This window comes from Streptomyces sp. NBC_00102, assembly GCF_026343115.1.
In the GTDB taxonomy this organism is placed as follows: Bacteria; Actinomycetota; Actinomycetes; order Streptomycetales; family Streptomycetaceae; genus Streptomyces.
In genome coordinates this window covers 308,561-333,944 of record NZ_JAPEMC010000003.1, presented here as the reverse complement: position 1 = coordinate 333,944, position 25,384 = coordinate 308,561, and the positions used below count along the sequence as shown (strand labels likewise).

Sequence of the window (25,384 nt, the reverse complement as noted above, 5' to 3'; positions counted from 1 at the left end):
GCATAAGGGGGCACTCCACTGTTTCGCGACGCGGAGGGGCAGAAGACTTCACGAATGTAAAGGATTGGGAGATCTTTTCCTTGAACCTTCATTGACCAACTGACGATCCGACCACCGATTGAGCAGTAAGACGTAGTGGACAAATAGCTACATTGATCGCGCCGAAAGCGTTGACGCGCACGACCGCGACCCTCGATCGGAACCCTGTGATCCGCTTGTGATTGCGTGACTGCGATCCTTCAGCCTTACTGCGCACTTATGTGAAGTGGGCGTGAAGGAGACGTGATGGGGATTCGATTCCTGGGTGGGGCTCAGCCTCCCTCGAGGTTGGCTTCTGCTGAGGCGAGACGCAAGCGGCTGAGGCGCATAGCGGGCTCACTGGGCTTGTTGCTCGCTGTTGAAGCGGCCATCGTCGTCGAGGCGACCGGCCAGACAGTCGCGTTCGCAAGCGAACCGTCGGTGGCTGCCGCCGCTCCCGCCTTGACACCGTCGCTGAGCGGTCCGGCGGAGGCGGCCAATGAGTCGTCCGCGCTCCTGACTGCCCGGTTGCAGAAGCGCAGGATCGAGGTGATGAACGCGAGGACAAGCTCCGCGCAGACCTTCGCCAACCCCGACGGGACTCTGTCGTACGAGACCTCCGCGCAACCGCGCTGGGTCAAGAAGCACGGCGAGTGGACGGACGTTGACACCACTCTGGTGACGACAGGGAACGGTGATCTCACCCCTGCGGCGAGCGAGTCGCCGCTGGTGCTGTCCGGGGGCGGCGAGGGGCCGCTGGTCGACATGACCGTGGACGGCAAGCAGACCAAGCTGGTCTGGTCCACGTCTCTGCCCAAGCCGACCGTCAAGGGAGCCACGGCCACCTACGCCGACGTGCTTGCTTCGGGAGTCGACCTCCAGGTCACCGCCACCGCCGCCGGCGGGGCCGAGGAGACCCTGGTGGTGAAGAACGCCACCGCCGCGGCCGATCCAGCGCTGACCGACCTCGTCCAGACCGTGTCCACGAGCAACGGCATCACCGCGACTACGGACGCGGGTGGGAATCTGACCGTCGAGGACAGCAAGGGTGATGCCATCGTCACCTCGCCCGCGCCCGTCATGTGGGACTCCGCGACCAACGCCGCCGACCCTGCAACCGTGACAGACCCCGAGAGCACCAGCACGGTCTCGGGTGGCGACAACGCGGCCGGCAGGGCCACCGTGGCCCTGGCGCGCCTCAAGCCCCCACCCGGCACACGCTCCAGCGCCCAGGCCCCGGGCTCGCGCGCCCACCGGGCCCGCGTGAAAAGCAGCCTGAAGGACCACAAACTTCACCTGCTCGTGGACCAGAACCTGCTGAGGGCCAAGAGCACGGTCTACCCGGTGTACGTGGACCCCGCCTACGTGCCCCACTCCGAAACCGGCTCAACGCTGCACTACGACCAGGTGCAGGAGGCCTACCCGTCCACGTCGAACTACGACGCCGCACCCGGCTCCGGCCTGGCCGTGGGCTACCAGGGCTTCTCCTCCCCCTACGGGATCGAGCGGACCTACTACAACCTGAGCCTGCCCGCCCGCATCAACGGCACCACCATCCTGTCGGGCAAGCTCAACACCACGGTCACCTACGCGGCCGCCTCCGGGTCGAACTCCACAACGATCAACGCCTTCTCGACCGGTTCGATCAGCTCGACGACCACCTGGAGCAAGCAGCCCGCCAAGTCCACCAGCGCGGCGAACCCGAACTACCCGAGCCCGAACGCGTCAACGACGTTCACCACCACGAGCTCCTCGCCCAACAAAGCGGTGTCGTTCGATGTGACCGCCGGGATGCAGTACCTGGCGAACATCTCCAACGGCAACTGGACCCTGGGGCTCTTCAACAGCACCGAGAGCAACTCCACCGACCTGGTGCGGTTCGCGTCGAACCCGACGTTCACGATCACGTACAACTCTCATGCCACGACCAGCTCGCAGGCGATCTCCCCGTCGGCGGTCAACGCCTACAACGGCAAGCGTTACGTCACCTCGCTGACCCCGTCCTTGTCGGCGAAGGTCACCGACGCCGACGGCGACAACGCCCAGGGCCAGTACGAGATCACCGCCGACCCCGCCGTCGCGGACACCACCTACGCCTACACGGCGTACGGCAAGACGGTGGCCTCCGGCGCCACCTCCACCCTTGCCGTCCCGGCCGCCAACGCCTTCCCCGCAGGCGTGCACCTTCGCTACCGGGTACGCGCCTTCGACGGCACCGACTACGGCACCTGGTCGGGCTACACCGCCTTCGTGATGAACACCGGGCTGCCCACCGCACCCGCCATCGCCTGCACCCCCTACAGCCAGGACACCTGGACCACCAAAGCCGACGGCACGGTGACCTGCACCCTGGACACCGCCTCCACCGACGGGCAGGGCTACTCCTGGGGCCTGGACGACCCGGCTGCCCCCAAGCGCATCGACGACACGGTGGACGGAAGCGGCGGCGACCCGCTGACCGTGTCCATCACCCCGGGCGACGGCTGGCACACCCTGTACGCCAAGACCATCGACTCCGGCGGCAACATCTCCGCCACCACCACGAAGTACTCCTTCGGCGTGGGAGCCGACGGGGCCGCCCTGCTGTCCCCGGGCGACGGTGACACCAGCGCCCGGCGCGTATCGCTGACCGCCACGGGCAAGACCTCCTACACCGGGGTCACCTACCAGTACCGGCGCGGTGAGACCGACACCTGGCACACCGTCCCGCTCGCGGACGTGACCAAGACCTCCGACGGCAGCGCTGTGGCGGCCTGGCCGGCGGCAGTGGCCAACGGTGTTCCCGCAGGCCTGACCTGGAACATCACGAAGTCGCTGACCGAGGACGGGGCGATCGACATCCGTGCCGCGTTCACGAACGGCACCGCGACCGGTTACTCCCAGGCGAACACCATCACGGTGGACCGCAACGCGGGCACCGCGCCGTCCGACGACGTCGGTCCCGGCTCGGTCAACGACCTGACCGGTGACTACACCCTGTCCGACACGGACGCCTCCGGGTTCGGACTCAGCGTGACGCGCACCGCCTCCTCCCGCCGCCCGACCGCAGGCTCCGACGCCGAGGGCCAGGCGGCGATCTTCGGCCCGCAGTGGACCTCGGGCACCACCGCCGAAATCACCGACTCCGACTGGGCCTACGTCCGCAAGACCTCGGCCACCTCGGTGGCGCTGGTCGACGTGGACGGCAACGAGACCGGCTTCACCGCCACCACCACCGGCGGCTGGAAGAGCGAGCCCGGCGCAGAGGACCTGACCCTGACCGGGTCGCTCACCGGCTCCTTCACCCTGAAGGACACCGAGGGCACCACCACCACCTTCGCGAAGGTCGCCTCGGCGGCGACGACCTGGCAGGTGTCCACCTCCTACCTGCCGACCGACAACTCCACCACCAAGGTGGTCTCCGAAGCGGTCACCTCGGGCACCAGCACCCTGGCCCGCCCCAAGTACCTCATCGCCCCGACCACCGCGGTCACCGCCTCCACCTGCGAGAGCACCCCGGCGGCTAAGGGCTGCCGGATGCTGGAGTACGTCTACGCGACCTCCACCACCGCCACCAGCACCGCACCCGGCGACTTCACCGGCCGCGTCGCCCAGATCAAGGAATGGGCCACCACTCCCGGCGCCTCCGCATCGACCTCCACCGTCATCGCGCAGTACGCCTACGACACCACCGGGCAGCTGCGCCAGACCTGGGACCCGCGCATCAGCCCCGCGCTGAAGACCGCTTACGGCTACGACAGCGCCGGCCGCGTGACCACCCTGACCCCGCCGGGCGAACTCCCCTGGACCCTCACCTACGGCACTGCCGGAAACGCAGCCACCGCAGGGACAGGCATGCTGCTCGCAGCCTCCCGCCCGAACCTGACCCAGGGCAGCGCCAGCACCCCGGATGGCACCACGGCCATCACCAGCGTGGTCTACGACGTCCCGCTCACCGGGGCCAAGGCGCCCAACGCCATGGGCACCTCGGACGTGGCCGCCTGGGGCCAGAGCGATGTCCCCACCGACGCGACCGCCGTCTTCCCGGCCGACTCGGTTCCCACCTCGCACACCGGCTCCGACCTGGCGGCCTCGGACTACACCCGGGCCACCGTCTCGTACGCGGACGCATCGGGACGCGAGGTCAATACCGCCACCCCCGGCAAGCACCTCACCACCACGGAGTACGACACCCACGGCAACACGATCCGTGAACTTAACCCCTCGAACCGCGAGTTGGCCCTGTCGGGCAGCGGCGAGCAGCTCGCCGAGCTGACCGCGCTGGACATCGACGGCCTGTCCACCGCCGACCGCGCCCAGCAACTGTCCACCACCTCGGTGTACTCCGCCGACGGCCTGCGTGAAACCGACGAGTACGGGCCGCTGCACCAGGTCACTTTGGCCTCCGTGCTCAAGGCCGGGGCAGGCGGCAGCGACATTCCCGCGGGAACGACCATTCCGGCCCGCTCCCACACCGCCAACAGCTACGACGAGGGCCGTCCCACCGACGGCACCGCCACCGTCGCCAACCAGGTCACCACCACCAAGTCCGGTGCGACGGTGTCGGGCTATCCCGCCGACGCCGACGTGCGCACCACCACGACCGCCTACGACTGGGTCAAGGGCCTGCCGACCACCGAGGTCACCGACCCGAGCGGCCTAGCCATCACCAAGACCACGTCGTACGACTCTCAGGGCCGGGTCATCAAGACTCTCCAGCCCAAGTCCAGCGGCAGCGACGCGGGCGCCACCGTCACCACGTACTACGCGGCCACCGGCACGGGCGCCTGCAACGGCCGCCCGGAATGGGCCGACCAGGTCTGCTCCACCGGCCCTGCCGGAGCGATCACCGGCGGCGGCTCCAACCCCACCCAGCTGCCCACCAAGACGGTGGAATACGACCGCTGGGGCAACACGTCCAAGGTCACCGAGACGGCGAACTCCGTCACCCGCACCACGGACACCACCTACGACAGCGCGGGCCGCACGACCAAGGTCGCCATCAGCGGCGGCACCGGCACCGCTGTGCCGGACAGCTCCACCACGTACACCGCCGACAGCGGCGACGTGGCCACCGTGACGACCAGCGCGGGCACCATCACCCATACGTACGACGCTCTCGGCAGGGAGATCAGCTACAAGGACGGAGCGGGCAACACCGCCACGACCGCCTACGACGCCCTCGGGCGCCCCGCGAAGGTGACCGACTCCGCACCCTCCACCACCACCTACACCTACGACACCGCCAAGGACCCGCGCGGCCTGGAAACCTCCCGCACCGACTCGGTAGCGGGAACCTTCACCGCCGCCTACGACAGTGACGGTGAACTGGCCACCGAGGCGCTGCCCGGCGGTTACACGCTGAACGTCACCCAGGACGAGACCGGTACGGAAACCTCCCGGGTTTACACCCGGGACAGCGACAACGTCGTCGTCTCCTCCGACACCGCCGACCACAGCGCCCAGGATCAGACGGTCGACGAGACCGGATCCAACGGCCAGACCCGCGCCCGCAGCTACAGCTATGACGCGGCAGGCCGCCTCACCCGGGCCGACGACACCGCGCCCGACGGGTCCTGCACGCGCCGCGACTACACCTTCGACAAGAACACCAACCGCACCGCCCTGGCCACCGCGACCAGCGCAGGCGGCACCGACTGCACCACCACCGGGGCCGCGACCACGGCGTACACCTACGACAGCGCCGACCGCCTCACCACCAGCGGCACCGTTTACGACGCCCTGGGCCGCACCACTACCCAGGCAACGGGCGCCACCATCGGCTACTACGCCAACGACCTCGTCCGCACCCAGACCTCAGGCACCAACCGCCAGACCTGGACCCTGGACGCGGCCGGCCGCCTCGCCGCCTGGACCACCGAAACCCAAGCCGCAGACAGCACTTGGAGCCAGACCGGCTCCAAGGCCAACCACTACGGAGCCGACAGCGACAGCCCCGACTGGACCCAGGAAACCGCCTCAGCGGTCACCCGCAACGTCCAGGGCATCGACGGCGACCTCGACGCAGTCACCAGCGCCACCGGTGACACCGTCCTCCAGCTGACGGACCTGCACGGCGACACCACCGTCCAACTCCCGCTGGACATCACCAAGTCCGCCACCGCTCTCTCATACGACGAGTACGGCAACCCCGAGAACGACAGCACCGCCGCCCGCTACGGCTGGCTCGGCAGCAAGCAGCGCTCCAGTGAAACAGTCACCGGCGCCACCCTCATGGGAGTCCGCCTCTACGACCCCACCACGGGACGCTTCCTCTCCGTCGACCCCATCCCCGGCGGGAATGCCAACGCCTACGAATACTGCACCGGCGATCCGATCAACTGCCTCGACCTCGATGGGCGGTTCGGCTGGGGTAAATGGCTTGACCGCGCAGGAACCGGACTCGCGATAGCCGGAATGTTCGGCTGCGCCGCCTGTTCTGCGATTTCCGCCGGGATCTCTCTTGGGCGCGGAATCTACAAGGTCCGGCATCACGATCGGTCCGGCTGGATGGATATAGCCGGGAGTGCCACGTTCGGCGCGGGTAAGGGATTCCGATACGCAGGAAAGTTCTGGAAGGGCCGCAAGATGGCCCGATACGCCAAGGGAGCCAGGGGTCGCGGAAGGTACAACAAGCGGATGCGCAGCAGAGCGGCGAAAGCAAACCGCCGCTACCATCACCGTTACACGCGACGCGCTGACGGGATCGACCGTTGGTACGGCGGTGCCACCACGGCCTACGGTCTGTACGGCGAGTATCGATCTCACCGATGGTAAGGAAATGCGTGATGACCCGGTTGGGCGAGAAAATCATTCATCCTTGCGAGACCCTCTTGGTCACCCTCATTTTCCTTGTTTTCACGCGAGGAGATCGCAGGGAGGCAGCACTATCTGCCGCTGAATCCGACAAGGCGGTATCAGACCTGCTCCAGGCCCGGCCCGGAAAGATCCATCGCCGAGATGCGAACAGCGTGTGGAACCCAGGAGCGGCCGCACTGGCGCTCCGCTCATGGTTCTGGTTCGTGGTTGCGGCTCTCCTCGGAGTCGGGATGCTCCTGCTGCTCCTGAGCATCCCAGCCGGTGATCCGTATCTGCCGGTCGCGCTCTCTCTGATCCCTGCAGTGCCGAGTGCGCTGTTCGTGTCCCGCCAGCTCAGCCACCTGCTGGCCCAGCGGGCGCTGCGAACCGGGATGGCGGGACCGAGAACTCTCGCCTGGGTCGGCCGTTGGCTCAGCGGAGGAGCCGTACTCGTTCTTGCGTTGGCACTGTGGGCACTCTGGGCGACGATCCTCGTCCTCTGACTGGGCCCACTCTCTACCCCGATGAGGTGAAGCAGTCACATCTATGGCTGCTTCACCTCATCGGGGCCATTCCGGATATCCCTTGAGAGGGCGTTAAGTCCGATCTTCCTCGGTTCGTGATCGCTCGATCGTGGGACTGATCGCCGTACGAGCCAGCCGTTCGCCATGTGCATGCTGGGATGCGGGCATGGACCGAAGACCGTATCCGAGTGACTTGTCGGACGAGCATTGGGCGTTGATCGAGCCGATGATCACGGCCTGGAAGCGGGACCGGGTGAGGCGGTCGGCGACCGGAGACCCCGGGACCTGTGATCTCTGGGAGGTCGTGAACGCGACCTTCTACCAGAACCGGACAGGCTGTCAGTGGCGCTATCTGCCCCACGATCTGCCGGCCTGGTCGGCGGTGTTCTACTACTTCACGCTCTGGCGCCAGGACGGCCTCGACCAGCGGATCCAGGAACTCCTGCGCTGTCAGGTACGGGAGAAAGCCCGCCGATTAGAGGACCCGTCCCTCGTGGTCATCGACACCCAGTCCGTGCGTGCGGCCGCGGGTGTCCCGAAGACCACGACGGGACTGGATGTGAACAAGAGGACGCCGGGGCGCAAGCGGGGACTGGCCGTCGACGTGCTGGGGCTGATCATCGGCGTCGTCGTCCTGGCCGCCTCCGCCCACGACAACGCCGCAGGCACCGCCCTGCTCGACCAGGCCGCTGAACGGTGCGGGAACCGTCTGGAGAAGGCCCTGGTGGACCAGGGCTTCAAGGACGAAGTCATCATCCACGGGGCACTGCTGGACATCACCGTCGAGGTGGTGCGCCGCAACCCGGCCGACAAGGGCAAGGGCTTTGTCCCGCAGCCGAAACGGTGGGTGGTCGAGCAGGTCAACGGCACCCTGATGCTGCACCGGCGACTGGCCCGCGAGTACGACCACCGGCCCGACACCTCCGCCTCACGCGTCTACTGGGCCTCCACCGCGAACATGTCCCGTCGCCTCACCACACCCACCCCCACCTGGCGCGACACCCTCAGGACGGCCGCGTGAACATCACCGAGTTCCTGACGGATCTCCAGGCCCGCCACGACGAAGCCGTTGCCCGTGCCGATGAACTCCGCAGTCAGGTCGAGGACTTGACCGGCGCACTCGCCGAGACCGAAGCGCGTCTCGCGGACCTGGCCACCACCCGAAAGGTCATCGCCGAAATGGTGCCGACCGGCACCGGAGGCGAGCTCGATCCGCCCGAACAGGCCACCACCTACCAAGCCATCGTGAACGCCTTCAACCAGCACCCCGACCAGGCATTCCGAGTCCGGGAACTGCACGAACTCCTCGGCATGCCCACCGACGACCCGGCCATGAACGTCACCCGCAGCCGCCTCGGACGCCTCACCCGCCAAGGCTTCCTCACCCAACCCGGACGAGGCCGCTACCAGAAACGGACTTAACGCCCTCTGAGAACAACAAGATCCGTTAGAGCTCGTAACACAATCTTGTGAATGATGGCTGGTAGGGCGTTACCGGATAATTCGGCCGTTCGTGAGGGTGTGGGTACTCGACCGTGGATCGTGGACGATGAGTTGTGGGCTCTGGTCGAGCCGTTGCTGCCGCCGTGGCCGGAGCGGTCTCCGGGGCCGAGGCCGGTGTCGGATCGGCTCTGTCTCCAGGGCATCCTGTTCGTCCTTTACAACGACATAGCCTGGCAACTCCTGCCGCTGGAGCTGGGGTTCGGTTCAGGGCAGACCTGCTGGCGTCGTCTGGACCGGTGGCAGAAGGCCGGGGTCTTCGACCGGCTGCACCGGGTTCTGCTCGCGGAGTTGAACGCGGCCGGTGAGCTCGACTGGTCGCGGGCGTGCGTGGATGGTTCCCACATCCGCGCGAAAAAGGGGGCGCCGACACCGGCCCGTCGCCGGTCGACCGGCGGAAGACGGGCAGCAAACACCACTTGATCTGCGACGGACGCGGCACCCCACTCAAGGTGATCACGACTGCGGCGAACGTCAACGACGTCACCCTGAACCGCCCCGGGTCGAGTGGAGACTCAATTCCGTGAAAGGATTGAGTCATGGCACGCCCTTCCTCTTATCCCGTTGAGCTGCGCAAACGAGCGGTTCGTATGGTCGGCGAGGTCCGCGGTGACTACCCGAACGAGTCGGCTGCCGTGCGGGCGGTCGCCCAGAAGCTCGGTATCGGTTCGGCCGAGACCCTGCGGAACTGGGTCAGGCGGGACGAGATCGACTCCGGGCAGCGTCCGGGCACGACGTCGGAGGAGTCCGCGGCGATGAAGGCGTTGAAGAAGGAGAACGCCGAATTGCGCCGCGCGAACGACATCCTGAAGGCTGCGGCGTCTTTCTTCGCGGCCGAGCTCGACCGGCACACACACGCTCGTAGCGTTCATCGACGAGCACCGGGCCCGCTTCGGCGGTGTCGAGCCGATCTGCCGCGTACTCGCCGAGCACGACTGCAAGATCGCCCCCTCCACCTACTACGCGGCGAAGAAACGCGCCGCCGAACCTTCGGCCAGACAGGTGCGGGACGCCGTCCTCAAGGACGCGATCACCGAGGTCCACGAGGCCAACTACCGTGTCTACGGCGCCAGGAAAGTCTGGCGCGAGCTGCACCGACAGGGCCACACCGTGGCCCGGTGCACCGTCGAACGTCTCATGCGCGAGCTCGGCATCACCGGCGCCGTCCGCGGAAGGAAGGTCATCACCACGATCCAGGACAGCAGCGTCGAGCGGGCACCGGACCTGCTGGACCGCAAGTTCGTCGCGTCGGCCCCCAACCGCTACTGGGTCGCCGACTTCACCCACGTCAAGACCTGGTCGGGGGTCGTCTACGTCGCCTTCGTCGTCGACACCTTCTCCCGCCGGATCGTCGGCTGGTCCGCTGCCACATCGAAGGAGACCAAGCTCGTCCTGGACACTCTGGACATGGCCCTGTGGCAACGCGACCGCGATGAACACCCCCACCGGCGCGGCGAGTTGATACATCATTCCGATGCCGGGTCGCAGTACACGAGCTTCCGGCTCGCCGAGCACCTGGCAGCCGCCGGCATCGCCGCCTCGATCGGCTCGGTCGGCGACGCCTACGACAACGCCCTCATGGAGTCCGCGATCGGCCTGTTCAAGACCGAGCTGATCAAACCGGGGCGCCCCTGGAGGACTCTTTCCCAGGTCGAGCTCGCTACCGCGGAGTGGGTGGACTGGTACTGCCACCGCCGGCTCCACGGTGAAATAGGGCACATCCCACCCGTCGAATACGAGACCAACTACTACCGCGCGACCACGAAACCCCAGGTCACAACCGCAATATGAAGTCTCTACCGAACCCGGGGCGGTTCAGCCAGCCGCGATTTCACCGGGCTGCTTCCCCTCTCCCTAGACCTGAAGGCTTCGCGGTGCGAAGCAGGTCGCCGACCTGTCGTGCCAATTGAACGCCTCTGGTGTCCCTGAACCGGGTCGTGACCCAGTTGTCACCCCGCCCGCGTACCCGACGGCATCACCGCACGGGTGCCCTCACGGAGCGGCCCTCCCGGGGGGCCTTCCCCGACGGCCCCCCCCCGGGAGGAGAGAGAACACGCCTGAGCACTGTCTGCTGGACTGCGTTGGTCGCCGGAGCCACCTTGGGTATCGGCCGGGTCATCGCCCTCGTCCGCGCGGGCTCACAGCTTGCCGTCACCCACCTGTCCGTCGGCGTCCAGCGCGGGGCAGGCGGCGGCCGGCGGCGCTGCCATCACGGGCGTTGGCGACGACTCTGGCGACGCTCTGCCACAGCCCGCCCGCCCAGAACGGGCCTGCGGTGCTTCCGTCGGTGTCGTCCAGCTCGCGCACGGAGTTCTCGACCCCGCCCACCAGCTGGGAGGAGAGCCGGCTGCCGCGCTCGGCCGCTTGCGCGGAACCGTTCCCGATGAGGAGGGCGAGCCCTGGTGCGGTTGCGGCGGCTCCGGCGCAAGGTCACCATCGCCACCGCCCGTGCGGTCACCAGCCGGCATGAGCTGCCCAGACTGGAGGGAACGTACAGCGAGGTGACGAGCGCGATGGAAGAACGGATCGCTGGGTATCTCCAGAGGGTCTGGGAGAAGTCGGTTGTAGGAGCCGGGCTGTGGACACCCCCATTTCCCACACCTCTCCCAGATGAACCGGCAAACCCGCTCCGCCGCTGGTCAGCGGCCTTCCGGTCTTGGAGTACTCGTGATTGTCGTCTGGGTCAATGGTGCGTTCGGTGCGGGCAAGACAGGCGCGGCCTGCGAACTGCTCGATCTGATCCCGAACAGCACGCTGTACGACCCCGGGCTGACCGGCGCGGCGCTGCGCGGGCTGCTGCCCCAGAAACGACTGGCGGAGGTGACCGACTTCCAGGACCTCCCCATCTGGCGGCGCCTGGTCGTGGACACCGCGGCGGCTCTGCTCGCCGAGGTGCCCGGCACCCTCGTGGTGCCGATGACGCTGTTGCGGCAGGAGTACAGGGACGAGATATTCGGCGGGCTCGCCGCCCGCCGCATCCCCGTCCACCATGTGCTGCTCCGCCCCGAGGAAACGATCCTGCGCCGACGGATCTCGGCGCGGCAGGAGCACCCCGACCCCGAGCTCTCCGCGGACCCCGAGCGGAGCCTGCGCACCCGCAGTTGGTGTCTCGACCACATCGAGCCCTACCGCGCGGCCCTCCCGTGGCTCACCGCCGACGCCCACGTCATCGACACCGGCGGCCTTTCGCCGCGCGAGACCGCGCTGCGGATCGAGGAAGCCGTACGCACCGGCGTCGCGGGGGAGTGCGGGATCGTCCAGAACCCGGCCCCCACCGCCGAAACCGTCGCCGCCGGGGTCCTCCTCTTCGACGAACGCGGCCGGGTCCTCCTCGTCGACCCCACCTACAAGGCGGGCTGGGAGTTTCCCGGCGGGATAGTCGAGAAGGGCGAGGCACCGGCCAGGGCGGGAGTCCGGGAGGTGGCCGAGGAGATCGGCCTCGTCCTGGCCACCGAGCCCGCGCTGCTCGTGGTCGACTGGGAGGCACCGAGACCGCCCGGCTACGGCGGCCTGCGGTTCCTCTTCGACGGCGGGGTGCTGCGGGACGAGGACGCCGCTGGGCTGCGTCTCCAGAACTCCGAACTGCGGGACTGGCGCTTCGTCACCGAGGAGGAGGCCGCAGCCCTCCTCCCGCCGACCCGCTACACCCGCCTGCGCTGGGCGCTCAGGGCCCGCGAACGCTCAACCGTGCTCAACCTGGAGGCCGGCGCGCCGGTCGGCTGAGCGAACGGCGCGGGCCGGCCCCGAAGACGGGGCCTGCCCCGCGCCGTGTGCCGGTGGGCGGTGTGCCCGTCAGCCCTGCCGGGACGCCGCGTAGTTCTGCAGGAACAGCGCCTCCGCGACCGCGAGGCGCTCCAGCTCCTCGGGTGAGACGCTCTCGTTCACCGCGTGGATCTGCGCCTCGGGCTCACTCAGCCCGATGAGCAGGATCTCCGACTCCGGATACAGCTGCGCCAGCGTGTTGCAGAGCGGGATCGACCCGCCCATGCCCGCCGTCTGCATCTCCTCGCCGGGGTACGCGATCCGCATGGCCGCCGCCATCGAGGTGTACGCCGGGCTCGTCACGTCCGCACGGAACGGCTGGCCCTGGCCCACCTGTTCGACGGTGACGCGCGCGCCCCACGGGGCGTGCGACTCCAGGTGCGCGGTCAGCAGCTTCGTCGCCTCGGCGGCGTCCTGGCCCGGCGGCACCCGCAGACTGACCTGCGCCCGCGCGCTCGCCTGGACGGACGGCGTGGCACCGACGACCGGCGGGCAGTCGATCCCGATCACGGTCACCGCCGGCCGCGCCCAGATACGGTCGGCGACCGTGCCCGCGCCGATCAGCTCCACCCCGTCCAGCACCTTCGCGTCCTTGCGGAAGTCCTCCTCCGGGTACTGCAGCCCGTCCCAGGAGGCGTCCCCGGTGAGCCCGTCCACCGTCGTCGTACCGTCCTCGGCGCGCAGCGAGGCGAGCAGCTGGATCATCGCGGCGAGCGCGTCCGGGGCCGCGCCGCCGAACTGGCCGGAATGCAGGTTTCCCTCAAGGGTGTTGAGCGTCACACGCAGCATCGTCATCCCGCGCAGGGTCGCGGTGACGGTCGGCAGACCGACCCGGAAGTTGCCCGCGTCGCCGATGACGATCGCGTCCGCGACGAGAAGCTCCGGGTGCTCCTCCGCGTACCGCTCCAGCCCCCCGGTGCCCTGCTCCTCGGACCCCTCCGCGATCACCTTCACGCCGACCGGCACGCCGTCGTTCGCCTTGAGGGCGCGCAGCGCGAGCAGATGCATGATCAGGCCGCCCTTGCAGTCCGCCGTACCCCGGCCGAACCAGCGTCCGTCCCGCTCGGTCAGCTCGAACGGCGGGGAGAGCCAGGCCGACTCGTCGAGCGGCGGCTGCACGTCGTAGTGGGCGTAGAGGAGTACGGTCGGGGCACCGGCCGGGCCGGGGAGGTATCCGTACACGGACTGGGTGCCGTCGGGCGTGTCCAGCAGCGCGACGTCCTGGAAGCCCTCCGCGGTGAGCGCGTCGGCGACCCAGCCGGCCGCGGCCTCGCACTCGCTCTTCGGGAACTGCGCGGGATCCGCCACCGACTGGAACGCCACCAGCTCGCTCAGCTCCGCCTTGGCGCGGGGCATCAGCGAGGCAACGGTTTCGGGGATCGGACGGGCGGTCATGAGCAGGCTCCTTCGTAGTGCGGTGCCGGGTGCGGCGGCGCAGGTCGTGCGCGGCCGTGGACGACGCCGTTTGTCCGGCGTTGTCCGTACGACGAAATCACTGCCGATCCTCCCACAGCGGACCCTGGCCGGAACGCGCCGTAGGATGCCGTCAGTAGCTGGGGCAACTGGTCGGATCGGGAGCAGAAGCACATCGTGAGCAGCGAGAACGCAGACGCCGGGCGTGAGCACGAAGAGTCGTCGGTGTGGGACGTCGTGGTAGTCGGTGCAGGGCCCGCCGGTGCCTCCGCGGCATACGCGGCAGCCGTCGCGGGCCGTCGGGTCCTGCTGCTGGAGAAGGCGGAGCTGCCCCGCTACAAGACATGCGGCGGCGGAATCATCGGATATTCGCGAGATTCGCTCCCGCCGGGATTCGAACTTCCCCTGCGCGACCGGGTGCACGCCGTCACCTTCTCCCTCAACGGGAAGCTGGTGCGCACCCGCAAGTCGAAGCGGATGCTCTTCGGCCTCATCAACCGGCCCGAGTTCGACGCCCAGCTGGTCGAGGAGGCGCAGAAAGCCGGCGCCGAGCTCCGAACGGGTGCCTCCGTCGCGCGGGTCGAGCAGCACGGCTCGTCCGTACCCGACCGGCGCACCGTCGCGGTGGTGCTGGCCGGCGGCGAGACGGTACTCGCGCGGGCCGTCGTCGGCGCCGACGGCAGTGCCGGACGCATAGGCGCCCACGTCGGGGTGAAGCTCGATCAGGTCGACCTCGGCCTGGAGGCGGAGATCCCCGTCCCCGAGACGGTTGCCGAGGACTGGGCGGGCCGCGTACTCATCGACTGGGGCCCGATGCCCGGTAGTTACGGCTGGGTCTTCCCCAAAGGCGACACGCTGACCGTCGGCGTGATCTCCGCCCGGGGCGACGGCGCCGGGACGAAGCGGTACCTGGAGGACTTCGTCGCCCGCCTCGGGCTGGCCGGCTTCGAGCCGAAGATCTCCTCCGGCCACCTCACCCGCTGCCGCAGCGAGGACTCGCCGCTGTCCCGGGGCCGGGTCGTGGTCTGCGGAGACGCGGCGGGCCTCCTGGAGCCCTGGACCCGCGAGGGCATCTCCTTCGCACTCCGCTCGGGACGGCTCGCGGGGGAGTGGGCCGTACGCATCGCCGAGGCCCGCGACGCGGTGGACGCCCGGCGCCAGGCGCTCAACTACGCCTTCGCCATCAAGGCGGGACTCGGCGTCGAGATGAACGTCGGACGCCGGATGCTCAAGCTCTTCGAGCGCCGTCCCGGAGTCCTGCACGCTGTGCTCACGACCTTCAGGCCCGCCTGGAAGGCGTTCGCCGGGATCACCCGGGGGACCACGTCACTGGCCGAACTGGTGCGTACGCACCCGCTGGCACACCGCGCGCTCTCGGTGATGGACCGCCGCGCGGCCGAGAACGGCTGACCCGCCCCCGCACCGGGGCCGGCCCTGCCGCGCCCCGGCGGCCGGGCGGTGTCCGGCGGATCCCTGCCGGGGCACGCGCCCCCGGCAGGGATCCGCCACAGGTGCCGAGGGGGCGGGGCCGCACCACGTTCCGCCCCGTGGGGGCCGACGGCCGGTCAGTCGCGGCCCCGGCCCGCGCCGGCGGCCCGGGCCCGGCGCAGTTGAAGCGCCCAGAGTGCCTTCTGCGTGAGGAGGGTGAGGGTACCGGCGACCACGATGCCGCCGAGGTTGGCCAGAAGTTGCTCCGAGGAGCCGGTGGTCTGCGCGTAGTCGGAGTAGCTGAAGGCCACCGCCGCGTTGGCCGCCGCCGGTACCGTGGTCACCGAGATGGTCACCCCGATCAGCGCGGCGGACTTCGACGAGGTGAGGGACAGGGTCCCGGCGATCCCCGCGAGGAACGCCACGACGAACGACATCCGGTCCGGCTGCCAGATGAACGAGGTGTTCGGCCGGTCCGCCTCGACCATCGTCCTCGTGAACAGGCCGAAGGCGTCCATGAGCCACGCGAATCCGGCGGTCATCACCATCGCCGCAGCGAACCCGCCGACGAGCGCCGCCAGCGAGCGCGCCACCAGCCGGGGCGCCCGCTGCACCAAGGCGGTGGAGACACCGGCCAGCGGTCCGAACTCGGGTCCCACCACCATCGCGCCGACGATCAGGATCGCGTTGTCCAGCATCACGCCGACCGCTGCGAGCATGGTGGCGATCGTCAGGAACGCGACGTAGGTGACGCTGAAGGTCGACTCCTCGTGCGTGACCTCCGTCAGCTCCTCCCACAGCACCGCGTCAGCACCTTCGCCCGGTGCTTGTTCCTCGGCCCGGTCGGCGTGCTCGGAGAGGGTCAGGTCCAGCTTCTCGACCGTGATGGAGCCCGTGCGGTCGATGCCGAGCCGGCGCAGCCCGCCGATCAGCTCGTCACCCGACTCCCGGGCCACGTCGCAGAGCACCAGGTCACCGGCGGGTGACCGGGCGGCGTCCGGCAGCACGACGAGATGGGCGGTGCCCACGCTGCTGTCGAGCAGCTTCACCACCTCGTCCGTGTGTTCGACCGGAACGATCAGACGCAGATGCAGCACGGGGCCGGCCTTCCGGGGCGGACCGGGACGCGCGTGTCCGGGCCGTGAGGGGTTGGTTCGAACGGCGGAAAGCCGTCGGACCTCTTATACCTCGTGGTCCGAGCCGGAATCGAAAGGGGAGTGCCACAAACCTCCCCGGTCCCCGGCCGGGGCGGCGCCGACAGGCCGCCGCCGGCCGGGGCGGACCGAACCGGCCGTCAGGCACGGCGGCCGGCCGGGGCGGGACCACGGTCATCCGTGCTCCCGCCACGAGCCAGGCACGGCGTACGCGGGCTGGGCGGGCCGGGTCAGGCCGCCTCTCCGGTGCGGGCCTTGCGCCTGCGGGCCACGAGGGCGATCGCGCCACCCGCGATCAGCGCCAGGGCGCCGGCCGCCGCGATCGCCGGGGTGGAACCGCTGCCCGTCGACGCCATGGTCCCCGAGGCGTTCGGGGTGCCCGAAGCGGCCGCTGCGGGCGTGTCCGACGCGGCCGGCGCTCCGGTACCGGCGGCATTCGCGTCCGACGACGGGCCGGTGGAACCCGGAGTGGCGGTGGAGGCCGTGGTCTTCAGCGTGATCTTCGCGGTGTTGTTCGCCTTGTCGGCGTCCGCGTCCAGCGCGCCTCCCCACACCGTCTTCACGGTGGCGTCGCCCGAGGTGGTGGCGGGAGCGCCCTGCTCGACCATGACGGTGAACGGCAGCTCCAGGGTCTCGCCGACGGTGAAGGGCGATTCGACCTCACACATGTATTCGTCGGCTCCCGGCGTGGGTTCGCCCATGGCGGCACCCGTCCACACGCCGCACTCCGACGGGATCTTGACGGCGGTGGTGCCCTTGGGTATCTCCACCAGTACGCCGATCTGAGCGTCGGAGTTCAGTAGGTTGAAGGTCGCGGGACCGTTGTTGCGGACCTTCGCCGTCAGCACGGCCTCGTCGCCCGGGACAGCGTTCGCGGTGGAGCCGGTGAGCTCGATGTCGGCGGTGTTGTCGGCATCGATCCGCCACTGGGCGTGATCGGTCCGCACGACCGGCGGCGTGCCGCTCTCGACGAGTCGGAGCACCGGTCCGTCCGCGGCGGCGGCCTTGGGCACGGAGGAGGAAACGGCTTCGATCCCGTAGTCGACGAACTCGTAGAGCGCCGTCGGCTCCACCTCGATGCCGACCTGCGAGGAGAGCCGGTACGCCTTGCCCGGCTCGACCGGCGTGGCGATGCGGCACACGGCGGTGTCCAGGGAATGTCCGTGTGCCGAGGGGATCGTCGTGGACTTCCCGTACGTGCAGTTGGCGAACTTCTCGGCGAATCCGAGACCGGGGGTGGCGGCGAGCGACAGGGTCACGGCGTCGGCGGTCAGGGAACCGGAGTTGGACACCGTGATCGGAGCGGCGAGGGTCGAGCCGGGGGCCGCGTCCGTCGTGTCCGGGATACGGGCGATGCCGAGGTCCACCGCGCCGACGGTGAGCTTGACGCTCGTCTCCGCGACGGTGGCGTTGGACGAGGTGGCGAAGAGCCGTGCGGTGCCCGTCGTGCCGAGCGCGGCGCCCGGCTTGGCGTTGACGTCCACGATGCCGCCGGTGGACGTGCCGGGGGCGATGTCCCGGCTCGGCCAGGAGCAGATGTCGTCCACGCAGGAGAGGCCGGTGACATCGGCGAACCCGGAGATGCCGGAGACGTCGACCTTGACGACCACGTCCGTGGCGGTGCTTCCGCCGGCCTCGCCCTCCATGCCCCAGCCGATCTGCGAGGAGTCCCCCCGAACGGCCGGCTGGGGAAGCCCCACCTCGCTGTGGTTGGCCACGAGTGTCAGAGCGGGGCCGCCCTCGGCGTGGGCCGCGGGCGCCGCCACAAGGGCCGGGAGCAACGCGACGGCCGCAGCGGTGAGTACCGCGGGCCAGCCGCGCAGGCGTACTGATGACATCTCGTGTTTCCCTTTCCGTCGGCCGGAGTTGGTACACCGGTCGCCCGGTGTGACCACTCCGGCCCACGGATGGTTGTGCTGGCTTCCGCGTCCATGGCGCTCTTTCCGCGTCCACGGCGCGCACGACCGTCAGGCGCCGCGCTCCTCCACCGTGATCCGGAAGACCGGGTGGTCGGGGCAGGCCGCCAGCAGTTCCGCGTCCGTCGACGTGGCGGTGATGCCCCGGAAGTACTGGTTCACCTCCCAGCCCCAGCGCTTCAGATAGGCGCGGACGACGCGTACCTTCTGCTCGTCGTCCGCGATCTCGACCGCGGTGAAGGTACGCGTTCTGCGCCCCACCCGCAGCTCGCCGCCGCCCGCCGCCCGCATGTTGCGCACCCACTGGGAGTGGCCGCGGGCCGAGACCAGGTACTGCTCGCCGTCGTGGACGTGCGGATTCACCGGGACCCGCTGCATTTTGCCGCTCTTGCGCCCCCGTACGGACATCTCCGCCGTGCCGAGGAGGCTGAAGCCGTGGCGGGCGAGCCACCCGACCACACTGTTGAAACGGGTGCCGATCGCACCGGCTCTGAAGTAGTACGGCTGTGCCTGCGACATGGTGTCCCCAGTCCCTGAACGCGAAGTGGTGCGGCTTCTACGAGCGCCGTCGATCTGTGCCGAGCTGTGCCGAGCTTTCGAGAGCGGTGCTCTCTGTTGAGATCAGTGTGCTCCCGCGTGCACGACTTCGCAAGAGCAGTGCTCTCGTTTCTGTCCGGTGATCCCCCCGCGTGGCAGAATGGGCGTCATGAGTGCCATCAAGGGAGCCAGGGAACGCGCCCGTATCGAGATCACGGCCGCCATCAAGGACGAGGCGAGGGTCCAGCTCGCGGCGGAGGGTGCCTCCAGGCTCTCGCTGCGGGCCGTCGCCCGCGAGCTGGGCATGGTCTCCTCGGCGCTCTACCGCTACTTCCCGAGCCGCGACGAACTCCTGACGGCGCTGATCGTCGACGCCTACGACGCCGTCGGCGAAGCCGCCGAAAAGGCGGCCCGCGACGCGACCGCCCGCCCGGACGGCTCCCCGGCAGTCGCCTGGACGGCCGCCGCCCGCGCCGTACGGGAATGGGCCCTCGCCCACCCCCACGAGTACGCCCTGATCCACGGTTCGCCCGTACCCGGGTACGTGGCACCCCAGGACACCGTCGCCCCGGCCTCCCGCGTCGGACTCGTCCTCATCGGCCTGGTCCGCGAGGCCCACCGGGGCGAGGGTGTCACCACTCCGCCGCTCTCCGCCGCGGTGCGCCCCGAGGCGGTCCGGATGGCGGCCGAGCTCGCCCCGGACCTGCCCCCGGCCAATGCCGCCGCACTCGTCATCGCCTGGGCGCAGCTCTTCGGGCTCGTCTCCTTCGAGGTCTTCGGCCAGTTCAACGGGGTGGTGGAGGACCGGGAGGCGCTCTTCTGCCAGGCGGCCGACGGGCTCGCGCACTCGGTCGGCCTCACGGTGCCCGCCGAGCGGTACGACGAGCCTTCCCAAGGGTGAGCTCCCGGCCGGATCACCTGTCCGGATCACCTGTCCGGATCACCTGTCCGGATCACCTGTCCGGATCACCCGTGACCGGGAGCGGGGAGTTCCCCCGAACCACGGGGCACCAGACGGGTCTCCACCGTGACGGTGCGCCCCCGCGAGCGGTCCCCGTCGAGGCGTTCGATCGCGAGGGCGCCCGCCAGCTCGCCCATGGCTACCGGGTTCTGGGCGACCACGGTGAGTCCGGGATCGAGGATGCCGGCCATCGGGACGTCGTCGAAGGCGACGACCGCGAGATCCTTGCGGCGGCTGCGGGAGAGCTCGGTCAGCACACCGATCGTCATGACGTTGTTGCCCGAAAGAAGCGCGGTCGGCGGGTCCGGGAGAGCCAGCAGCCGCGCCGTCGCCCGGGCGGCCCCTTCGGGGTCGTGTGCGTCCGCGACCAGCGCCCGGTCGTGGGGCAGTCCCGCCTCGGCGAGGGCCGCGCGGTACCCGGCTATTCGTTCACGGCGGGTGTACAGGCGTGCCGGCAGGTCGCCGATGAAGCCGATCCGGCGGTGCCCGCGGGCTGTCAGATGGGCGACGCCCTCCCGCGTACCGGAACGGTTGGAGCTGACCACGGTGTCCGCGGTGAGCCCGCTGCCGGGCCGGTCCAGGAAGACGACGGGCATCCCTGCCGCCCGGTGCGTCTTGAGGTGGGAGTGGTCCGCGCCCACCGCGGGCGCGACCATGAGGACGCTGACCCTACGGGCCAGGAACGTGGCGATCAGCGTGTGTTCCCGCTCCGGGTCGTCGTCGGACGAGCCCATCAGGAGTGTCAGCCCGCGGCCGCGCACGGCCTCCTCGATGCCTCCCGCGACAGCGCCGAAGAACGGGTTGCCGAGGTCCGGAACCACCAGGCCGACCGTGGTGTCGGGGCCGCCCACCCGGATGCTCCTGGCCATCAGATTGGGCTGGAAGCCCAGCATCGCCACGGCGGCCAGGACGCGCTTCCTGGTCTCCGGAGAGCTGGGGCCGTCCTCGTTGAGGACCCGGGAGACCGTCTTGGCACTGACGCCGACCTCACGGGCGACGTCCGCGAGGGTCGGTCTGCGGGACGACGATGCCATGGACCACCTTTTCCTGGAGGGCGCCCCCTCGGATGTCCAAGACGGCGGGTCAGCTGCCCCGCACCCCGGCAGCCGAGGCGGCGTCGCTGTCCGCCACGACCGTACCCCCGTCCGGACGCACGCTCAGCGCGCCCGTCATGATGGCCACGACTTCCGCCATGGAGTAGTCCGAAGGTCTGATCACGGCCTCGCGCCGCCCGAGCCGGTGGACGTGCACACGGTCGGCGATCTCGAAGACGTGCGGCATGTTGTGGCTGATGAGGATCACGGGCACCCCCTTGTCGCGGACCCGGCGGATGAGGTCGAGGACCTGGCCCGACTCCTTCACCCCCAGGGCGGCCGTCGGCTCGTCCATCACCACGACGCTGCGGGCCCAGGCGGCCGCCCGTGCGACGGCCACGGCCTGCCGCTGACCGCCGGAGAGCGTCTCCACCGGCTGGGACAACGAACCGACACCGACCTTGAGTTCGGCCAGGTACGCGGCCGCCTCCTCGCGCATCGCCCTCTTGTCGAGCATGCGGAACACCGAACCGAGCACACCCGGGCGGCGGACCTCCCGGCCGAGGAACATGTTGGAGGCGATGTCCATGGACGCGGCGACGGCCAGGTCCTGATACACCGTCTCGATACCGCGTGCGCGGGCGTCCTGCGGTCCGGTGAACCGGACCGGCTCGCCGTGCAGCCGGATCTCCCCGGCATCCGGCACCAGGGCGCCGGTGAGTGCCTTGATCAGGCTCGTCTTGCCCGCGCCGTTGTCACCGATGACGGCCAGGACCTCACCGGGCATGAGCTCGAAGTCGGCCCCGTCGATGGCGGTCACGTGCCCGTAGCGCTTGCTCAGCCCGCGCGCGCTGAGCACGGGGGTGGGGCCGCTCCGGGGTGCGGGCCGGGAGGCGGCCGGGCCGGGGCCGGTCATCGGGTCCCCTTTCGTGAGAGCTGGTCGACGGTGACCGCCAGGATGACCAGAACGCCGGTGACCAGCGTCTGGTAGACGGACGAGACGCCCATCAGCTGGAGGCCGTTGCGGAACACGCCGACGACGAGTACGCCGACGAGGGTGCCGAGCACCGTGCCGCGCCCCCCGAACAGGCTCGTACCGCCGAGCACGACCGCGGTGATGCTGTCGAGGTTGTCGGTCTGGCCGGCCTGCGGGTCGCCGACACCGGTACGGGAGACCAGCAGCAGCGCCGCGATCCCGTAGACCAGCCCGGCGATCGTGTAGACCCCCACGGTCAGCCGGGACACCCGGATGCCGCTGAGCCGGGCGCTCTCCGCGCTGTTGCCGAGGGCGTACACGTGCTTGCCCCAGGCGGTACTGCTCAGCGCGTAGGCGAAGCCGAGGAAGAGCGCGACGGTGACCAGCGAACCGTAGGTGACGTCGGTCCTGCCGAGCGGAAACGTCCGGCCCAGCACGGTGAGCGGTCCGGGAAGGCCGGTGACCGTCTGTTCCTCGGAGTAGATGTGGGTCAGCGCGAAGGCGACATTGAGCATTCCCAGCGTCACGATGAACGGCGGCAGCGGCACGACGCGCACCAGCACCCCGTTGACCAGGCCGAATCCCGCGCAGGCCAGGATTCCCAGGGCGATGGCGAGCAGCGGCGGCAGCGGACCCTCTACGGCCAGTTTGGCGATGAGGATGCCGCCGAAGGCCATGACCGCGCCGCAGGAGAGGTCGATCCCCGCGGTGAGGATGATCAGCGTCTGCCCGATGGCGAGGGTGCCGACCACCATGACCTGCTGGAGGATCAGCGAGAAGTTGCCGCCGGAGAGGAACTGGTCGGTGGCCGTGGAGAAGAACACCGACGCGAGGATCAGGGCCGCCAGCGGCCCGGCGGACGGTGAGGAGAGGAGCCGGCGCAGAGCGGCCGGCCCGTCGGCGCGTACGGCGAGCGGAGCGGAGGTGGTCATGCGGCTCAGCCCCAGCAGTTCTGCGTACCGAAGCCGGTGTCCTCGGACTCGGCGCCGGTCTGCGGCTCGTCGGTGATGAGCTTGACCCCGGTGTCGGTGTAACCGGTGTCCTTCTTGCCGGACTTGGCGTACTCGACGACCGCCTTCACGCCGTCGGCCGCCATCTTGAGGGGGTACTGCTGCGAAGTGGCCGCGATCTTGCCCTCCTTGACCGCCGCCACCCCGGCGCAGCCGCCGTCGATCGCCACGATCATGACGTCGTTCTCGCGGCCCTTGGCCTTGATGGCGGTGTACGCGCCGAGCGCGGCGGGTTCGTTGATCGCGTACACCAGATTGACGTCGGGTGCCTTCTGCAGGCACGTCTCCATGGCCGTCTGCCCCTTGGCCTGGTCGCCGCCGGTGTCCTGGGAGCAGACGATCGACGGGTCGGAGGCGTCGATGCCGAAGCCTTTGACGAACCCGTCGTGCCGCTGGACGCCGACCGACACACCGGGGGCCAGGTCCAGCGTGGCGATCTTCACCGGCTTGCCGCCCATCGCGGCCTTGGCGTAGGCGCCGATCAGCTCACCGGCCTTCACGTTGTCGGTGGCGAACAGCGCGTCGACGGCGCTCTGCGGCTCCGGAGGCGTGTCCAGGGCGATGACGAGCACGCCCTTGGCCCGGGCCTTGGCGATCGCCGGGACGATGGCCTTGGAGTCGTTGGGGGTGATCAGCACTCCCTTGACCCCGGCAGCGACCATGTTCTCCAGCGCGGTGATCTGACCGGCGTTGTCCCCGTCGAACTTTCCCGCAGCGGTGGTCAGTTCGACGTCCGCGCTCTTGGCGGCCTGCTCGGCACCCTGCTTCATCTTCACGAAGTACGGGTTGGTGTCCGTCTTCGTGATCAGGCCGACCTTCACCTTGCCGCCGGACGAGGAGTCGTCGGCGGCGCCCGAACCGGATCCGCAGGCGGCCAGGGACAGGGTGAGGCCGGCGACGCCGAGGGCGAGGACCGGACGGGCTCTACGGGACATGGTGCGACTCCTGTGGGAAGCGGTGGGGTGGGGTGGCGGAGGCGTGCCCAAGGGCGTGGGGTGGCGGAGGCGTGCCGGAGTACGTGACCGTCGCGGTGTCATCGTTGACACATGTCATCGTTGACACCGCTTGCGGAGGATGATGGACTCCCGGTCCACCGACGTCAATGCCTTGCGCGGAAAGCAAGTTGACCGAGTGAAGGGCCGATCCCCGGTGCCGCGCCCCTCCGGTTCGCGCGGCGGACGCGGCCCGCGAACGCCCGATTCCCCGTCCCACCTGGAGGGTTCACCCATGCAGACACCGCGTCAGGTCACCGTGCTGGGAGAGTGTGTCGCCGACGTCTTCGCCGACCTCGGATCCACGCCCCCGGGCGGCAGCCCGTCGGCCCCGTCGCCGGACGAAGAGGGCATGCGTCTGCGCGTCCTGCCGGGCGGTGGTCCGGCCAACACCGCCGTGGGCCTGGCCCGTCTCGGTACGCCGACCCGCTTGATGGCGAGGCTGTCGGGCGATGTCTTCGGCCGCCTGTTCCGCACCCGGCTGCTGGAGTCCGGGGTCGACCTGTCCGACGCGCCCACCGCCGCCGAGCCGAGCACCCTCGCCGTCGCCGATCTCGACGCGGGCGGCCAGGCCTCGTACTCCTTCCACGCCGAGGGCGCCGCCGACTGGCAGTGGACGCGGGCGGAGCTGGCCGCCGCGGATCTGCGCGACTCGGCCTGTGTGCACACCGGTTCGCTCGCCCTGGTCCGCGAGCCGGGCGGCTCGCTGGTGGAGGAGTTGCTGACCGGGGCGCGCCGGCACTCCACGGTCAGCATCGACCCCAACGTCAGGCCCGCTCTGGTCGACCCGCAGACGTACCGCGACCGGCTCCCCGGCTGGTGCGCGGTGGCGGACATCCTGCGACTGAGCCAGGACGACCTCGACGCCGTGTCGCCGGGCACCACGGTCGAAGCGGCCTGCGACGGCTTCCACGAAGCGGGAGCCCGTCTGGTGGTGATCACCCTCGGCGCACACGGTGCCCTCGCCTCGCTCGACGGCCGGCGGGTCCGCGTACCCGGTGTGCCCGTCCGGGTGGTCGACACGGTCGGCGCCGGGGACGCCTTCACCGCGGGGCTCCTGCACCACCTCGGGGGCCGCGGTCTGCTGGGCGGCCGGCTCGAACGGCTGGACCGGGAAGGGGTGTGGGACGCCTGCGCGTACGCGGTCCGGGTGGCGGCCCTGACCTGCGCGGTCGCCGGCCCCAACCCGCCGTGGGCGCACCGGATGGCGGACGGGCACAGCGACGCGGGGGTGTCCGTCCCGTCATGACGGGACGGAACGGATCCTGTTCGGAGCGTTGACGGGCTTCCGGTGGGGGCCCATCATCTGTCATCGATCGGATGTCATCGATGACAGATGTCAACGATGACACTCATGCGCCTTCCTGCAGAGAGAGTGGGTC

General features: G+C 69.7%; 17 protein-coding genes and 1 pseudogene. 10 read left to right on the top strand and 8 right to left on the bottom strand.

All coding sequences use genetic code 11. From position 1 onward, the window contains the following. Positions 1-387: 387 nt before the first annotated feature. The 7 genes and pseudogenes from OHA55_RS32035 to OHA55_RS32005 all read left to right on the top strand — a co-directional run bounded on the left by OHA55_RS32035 (position 388) and on the right by OHA55_RS32005 (position 12,542). Entirely contained in the window at positions 388-6,774 is a 6,387-nt protein-coding gene (locus OHA55_RS32035; RefSeq protein ID WP_266713144.1) for an RHS repeat-associated core domain-containing protein, read from the top strand. Between the two features lie 194 nt (positions 6,775-6,968). Continuing rightward, positions 6,969-7,298 carry a hypothetical protein gene (locus tag OHA55_RS32030; protein ID WP_266713142.1) on the top strand — a complete coding sequence of 110 codons (330 nt, stop codon included), beginning with the start codon at positions 6,969-6,971 and terminating at the stop codon, positions 7,296-7,298. A gap of 187 nt (positions 7,299-7,485) precedes the next feature. Beyond that, complete coding sequence (locus tag OHA55_RS32025) at positions 7,486-8,340, top strand: IS5 family transposase (RefSeq protein ID WP_266713140.1); 855 nt, start codon at positions 7,486-7,488, stop codon at positions 8,338-8,340. After that, positions 8,337-8,741, top strand: coding sequence for a hypothetical protein (locus tag OHA55_RS32020; protein WP_266713138.1), 405 nt, complete (start codon positions 8,337-8,339; stop codon positions 8,739-8,741). The genes OHA55_RS32025 and OHA55_RS32020 overlap by 4 nt, the downstream gene beginning before the upstream one ends. Positions 8,742-8,795: 54 nt before the next feature. After that, a pseudogene (locus OHA55_RS32015) lies at positions 8,796-9,307 on the top strand (IS5 family transposase); the annotation flags it as partial. A gap of 51 nt (positions 9,308-9,358) precedes the next feature. After that, positions 9,359-10,610, top strand: a protein-coding gene (locus OHA55_RS32010; RefSeq protein ID WP_266713136.1) for an IS3 family transposase whose coding sequence is annotated in 2 segments (ribosomal slippage) — positions 9,359-9,649 and positions 9,651-10,610 — 1,251 coding nt in all. Because the reading frame shifts where the segments join, the coding sequence is not laid out codon by codon here. 879 nt (positions 10,611-11,489) lie between these two features. Continuing rightward, positions 11,490-12,542, top strand: a complete 1,053-nt coding sequence (locus OHA55_RS32005; protein ID WP_266713562.1) for an NUDIX hydrolase — start codon at positions 11,490-11,492, stop codon at positions 12,540-12,542. 69 nt (positions 12,543-12,611) lie between these two features. On the opposite strand, the gene OHA55_RS32000 is transcribed toward OHA55_RS32005, so the two are convergent. After that, positions 12,612-13,976 carry a dipeptidase gene (locus tag OHA55_RS32000; RefSeq protein ID WP_266713134.1) on the bottom strand — a complete coding sequence of 455 codons (1,365 nt, stop codon included), beginning with the start codon at positions 13,974-13,976 and terminating at the stop codon, positions 12,612-12,614. A 195-nt stretch (positions 13,977-14,171) separates the two neighbouring features. Between OHA55_RS32000 and OHA55_RS31995 the strand changes: the two genes are divergently transcribed. Then, positions 14,172-15,404 (top strand): geranylgeranyl reductase family protein, encoded by a 1,233-nt coding sequence (locus OHA55_RS31995; protein WP_266713132.1) that lies wholly within the window; start codon positions 14,172-14,174, stop codon positions 15,402-15,404. Positions 15,405-15,559: 155 nt separating this feature from the next. On the opposite strand, the gene OHA55_RS31990 is transcribed toward OHA55_RS31995, so the two are convergent. From OHA55_RS31990 to OHA55_RS31980, 3 genes are all read right to left on the bottom strand, one after another. Then, on the bottom strand, positions 15,560-16,519 hold the full coding sequence (locus OHA55_RS31990) for a DUF389 domain-containing protein (RefSeq protein ID WP_266713130.1): 960 nt from the start codon (positions 16,517-16,519) through the stop codon (positions 15,560-15,562). Positions 16,520-16,806: 287 nt separating this feature from the next. After that, positions 16,807-18,414: an LPXTG cell wall anchor domain-containing protein gene (locus tag OHA55_RS31985; protein WP_266713128.1), complete on the bottom strand. Its 1,608-nt coding sequence runs from the start codon at positions 18,412-18,414 to the stop codon at positions 16,807-16,809. Between the two features lie 129 nt (positions 18,415-18,543). Next, entirely contained in the window at positions 18,544-19,011 is a 468-nt protein-coding gene (locus OHA55_RS31980; protein ID WP_266713126.1) for a nitroreductase family deazaflavin-dependent oxidoreductase, read from the bottom strand. Positions 19,012-19,198: 187 nt separating this feature from the next. Here OHA55_RS31980 and OHA55_RS31975 point away from each other — a divergent pair, with 187 nt between their 5' ends. Next, positions 19,199-19,930 carry a TetR/AcrR family transcriptional regulator gene (locus OHA55_RS31975; RefSeq protein WP_266713124.1) on the top strand — a complete coding sequence of 244 codons (732 nt, stop codon included), beginning with the start codon at positions 19,199-19,201 and terminating at the stop codon, positions 19,928-19,930. 65 nt (positions 19,931-19,995) lie between these two features. Here the strand turns inward: OHA55_RS31975 and OHA55_RS31970 are convergent, their stop codons facing one another. The 4 genes from OHA55_RS31970 to OHA55_RS31955 are packed head-to-tail and all read right to left on the bottom strand — an operon-like array spanning position 19,996 to position 23,945. Further along, positions 19,996-21,024, bottom strand: coding sequence for a LacI family DNA-binding transcriptional regulator (locus tag OHA55_RS31970; protein ID WP_266713122.1), 1,029 nt, complete (start codon positions 21,022-21,024; stop codon positions 19,996-19,998). Between the two features lie 49 nt (positions 21,025-21,073). Then, a complete protein-coding gene (locus OHA55_RS31965) occupies positions 21,074-21,940 on the bottom strand; it encodes an ATP-binding cassette domain-containing protein (RefSeq protein ID WP_266713120.1) in 867 nt (288 codons plus the stop codon). Further along, the gene (locus tag OHA55_RS31960; RefSeq protein WP_266713118.1) at positions 21,937-22,932 is read right to left on the bottom strand and encodes an ABC transporter permease; all 996 of its coding nucleotides are present in this window, start codon (positions 22,930-22,932) and stop codon (positions 21,937-21,939) included. Before OHA55_RS31960 ends, OHA55_RS31965 begins: the two co-directional genes overlap by 4 nt. 5 nt (positions 22,933-22,937) lie before the next feature. Beyond that, positions 22,938-23,945, bottom strand: a complete 1,008-nt coding sequence (locus OHA55_RS31955; RefSeq protein WP_266713116.1) for a substrate-binding domain-containing protein — start codon at positions 23,943-23,945, stop codon at positions 22,938-22,940. Positions 23,946-24,237: 292 nt separating this feature from the next. On the opposite strand from OHA55_RS31955, the gene OHA55_RS31950 reads away from it, so the two are divergent. Then, positions 24,238-25,251, top strand: coding sequence for a carbohydrate kinase (locus OHA55_RS31950; RefSeq protein WP_266713114.1), 1,014 nt, complete (start codon positions 24,238-24,240; stop codon positions 25,249-25,251). Positions 25,252-25,384 lie beyond the last annotated feature (133 nt).

What these genes read in the sequence shown, in the direction of transcription:
- OHA55_RS31980 (WP_266713126.1), bottom strand. Translation starts at nt 19,011, where the DNA reads ATGTCGCAGGCACAGCCGTACTACTTCAGAGCCGGTGCGATCGGCACC.
- OHA55_RS31985 (WP_266713128.1), bottom strand. Translation starts at nt 18,414, where the DNA reads ATGTCATCAGTACGCCTGCGCGGCTGGCCCGCGGTACTCACCGCTGCG.
- OHA55_RS31975 (WP_266713124.1), top strand. Translation starts at nt 19,199, where the DNA reads ATGAGTGCCATCAAGGGAGCCAGGGAACGCGCCCGTATCGAGATCACG.
- OHA55_RS31950 (WP_266713114.1), top strand. Translation starts at nt 24,238, where the DNA reads ATGCAGACACCGCGTCAGGTCACCGTGCTGGGAGAGTGTGTCGCCGAC.
- OHA55_RS31970 (WP_266713122.1), bottom strand. Translation starts at nt 21,024, where the DNA reads ATGGCATCGTCGTCCCGCAGACCGACCCTCGCGGACGTCGCCCGTGAG.
- OHA55_RS31965 (WP_266713120.1), bottom strand. Translation starts at nt 21,940, where the DNA reads ATGACCGGCCCCGGCCCGGCCGCCTCCCGGCCCGCACCCCGGAGCGGC.
- OHA55_RS32025 (WP_266713140.1), top strand. Translation starts at nt 7,486, where the DNA reads ATGGACCGAAGACCGTATCCGAGTGACTTGTCGGACGAGCATTGGGCG.
- OHA55_RS32000 (WP_266713134.1), bottom strand. Translation starts at nt 13,976, where the DNA reads ATGACCGCCCGTCCGATCCCCGAAACCGTTGCCTCGCTGATGCCCCGC.
- OHA55_RS31955 (WP_266713116.1), bottom strand. Translation starts at nt 23,945, where the DNA reads ATGTCCCGTAGAGCCCGTCCGGTCCTCGCCCTCGGCGTCGCCGGCCTC.
- OHA55_RS31960 (WP_266713118.1), bottom strand. Translation starts at nt 22,932, where the DNA reads ATGACCACCTCCGCTCCGCTCGCCGTACGCGCCGACGGGCCGGCCGCT.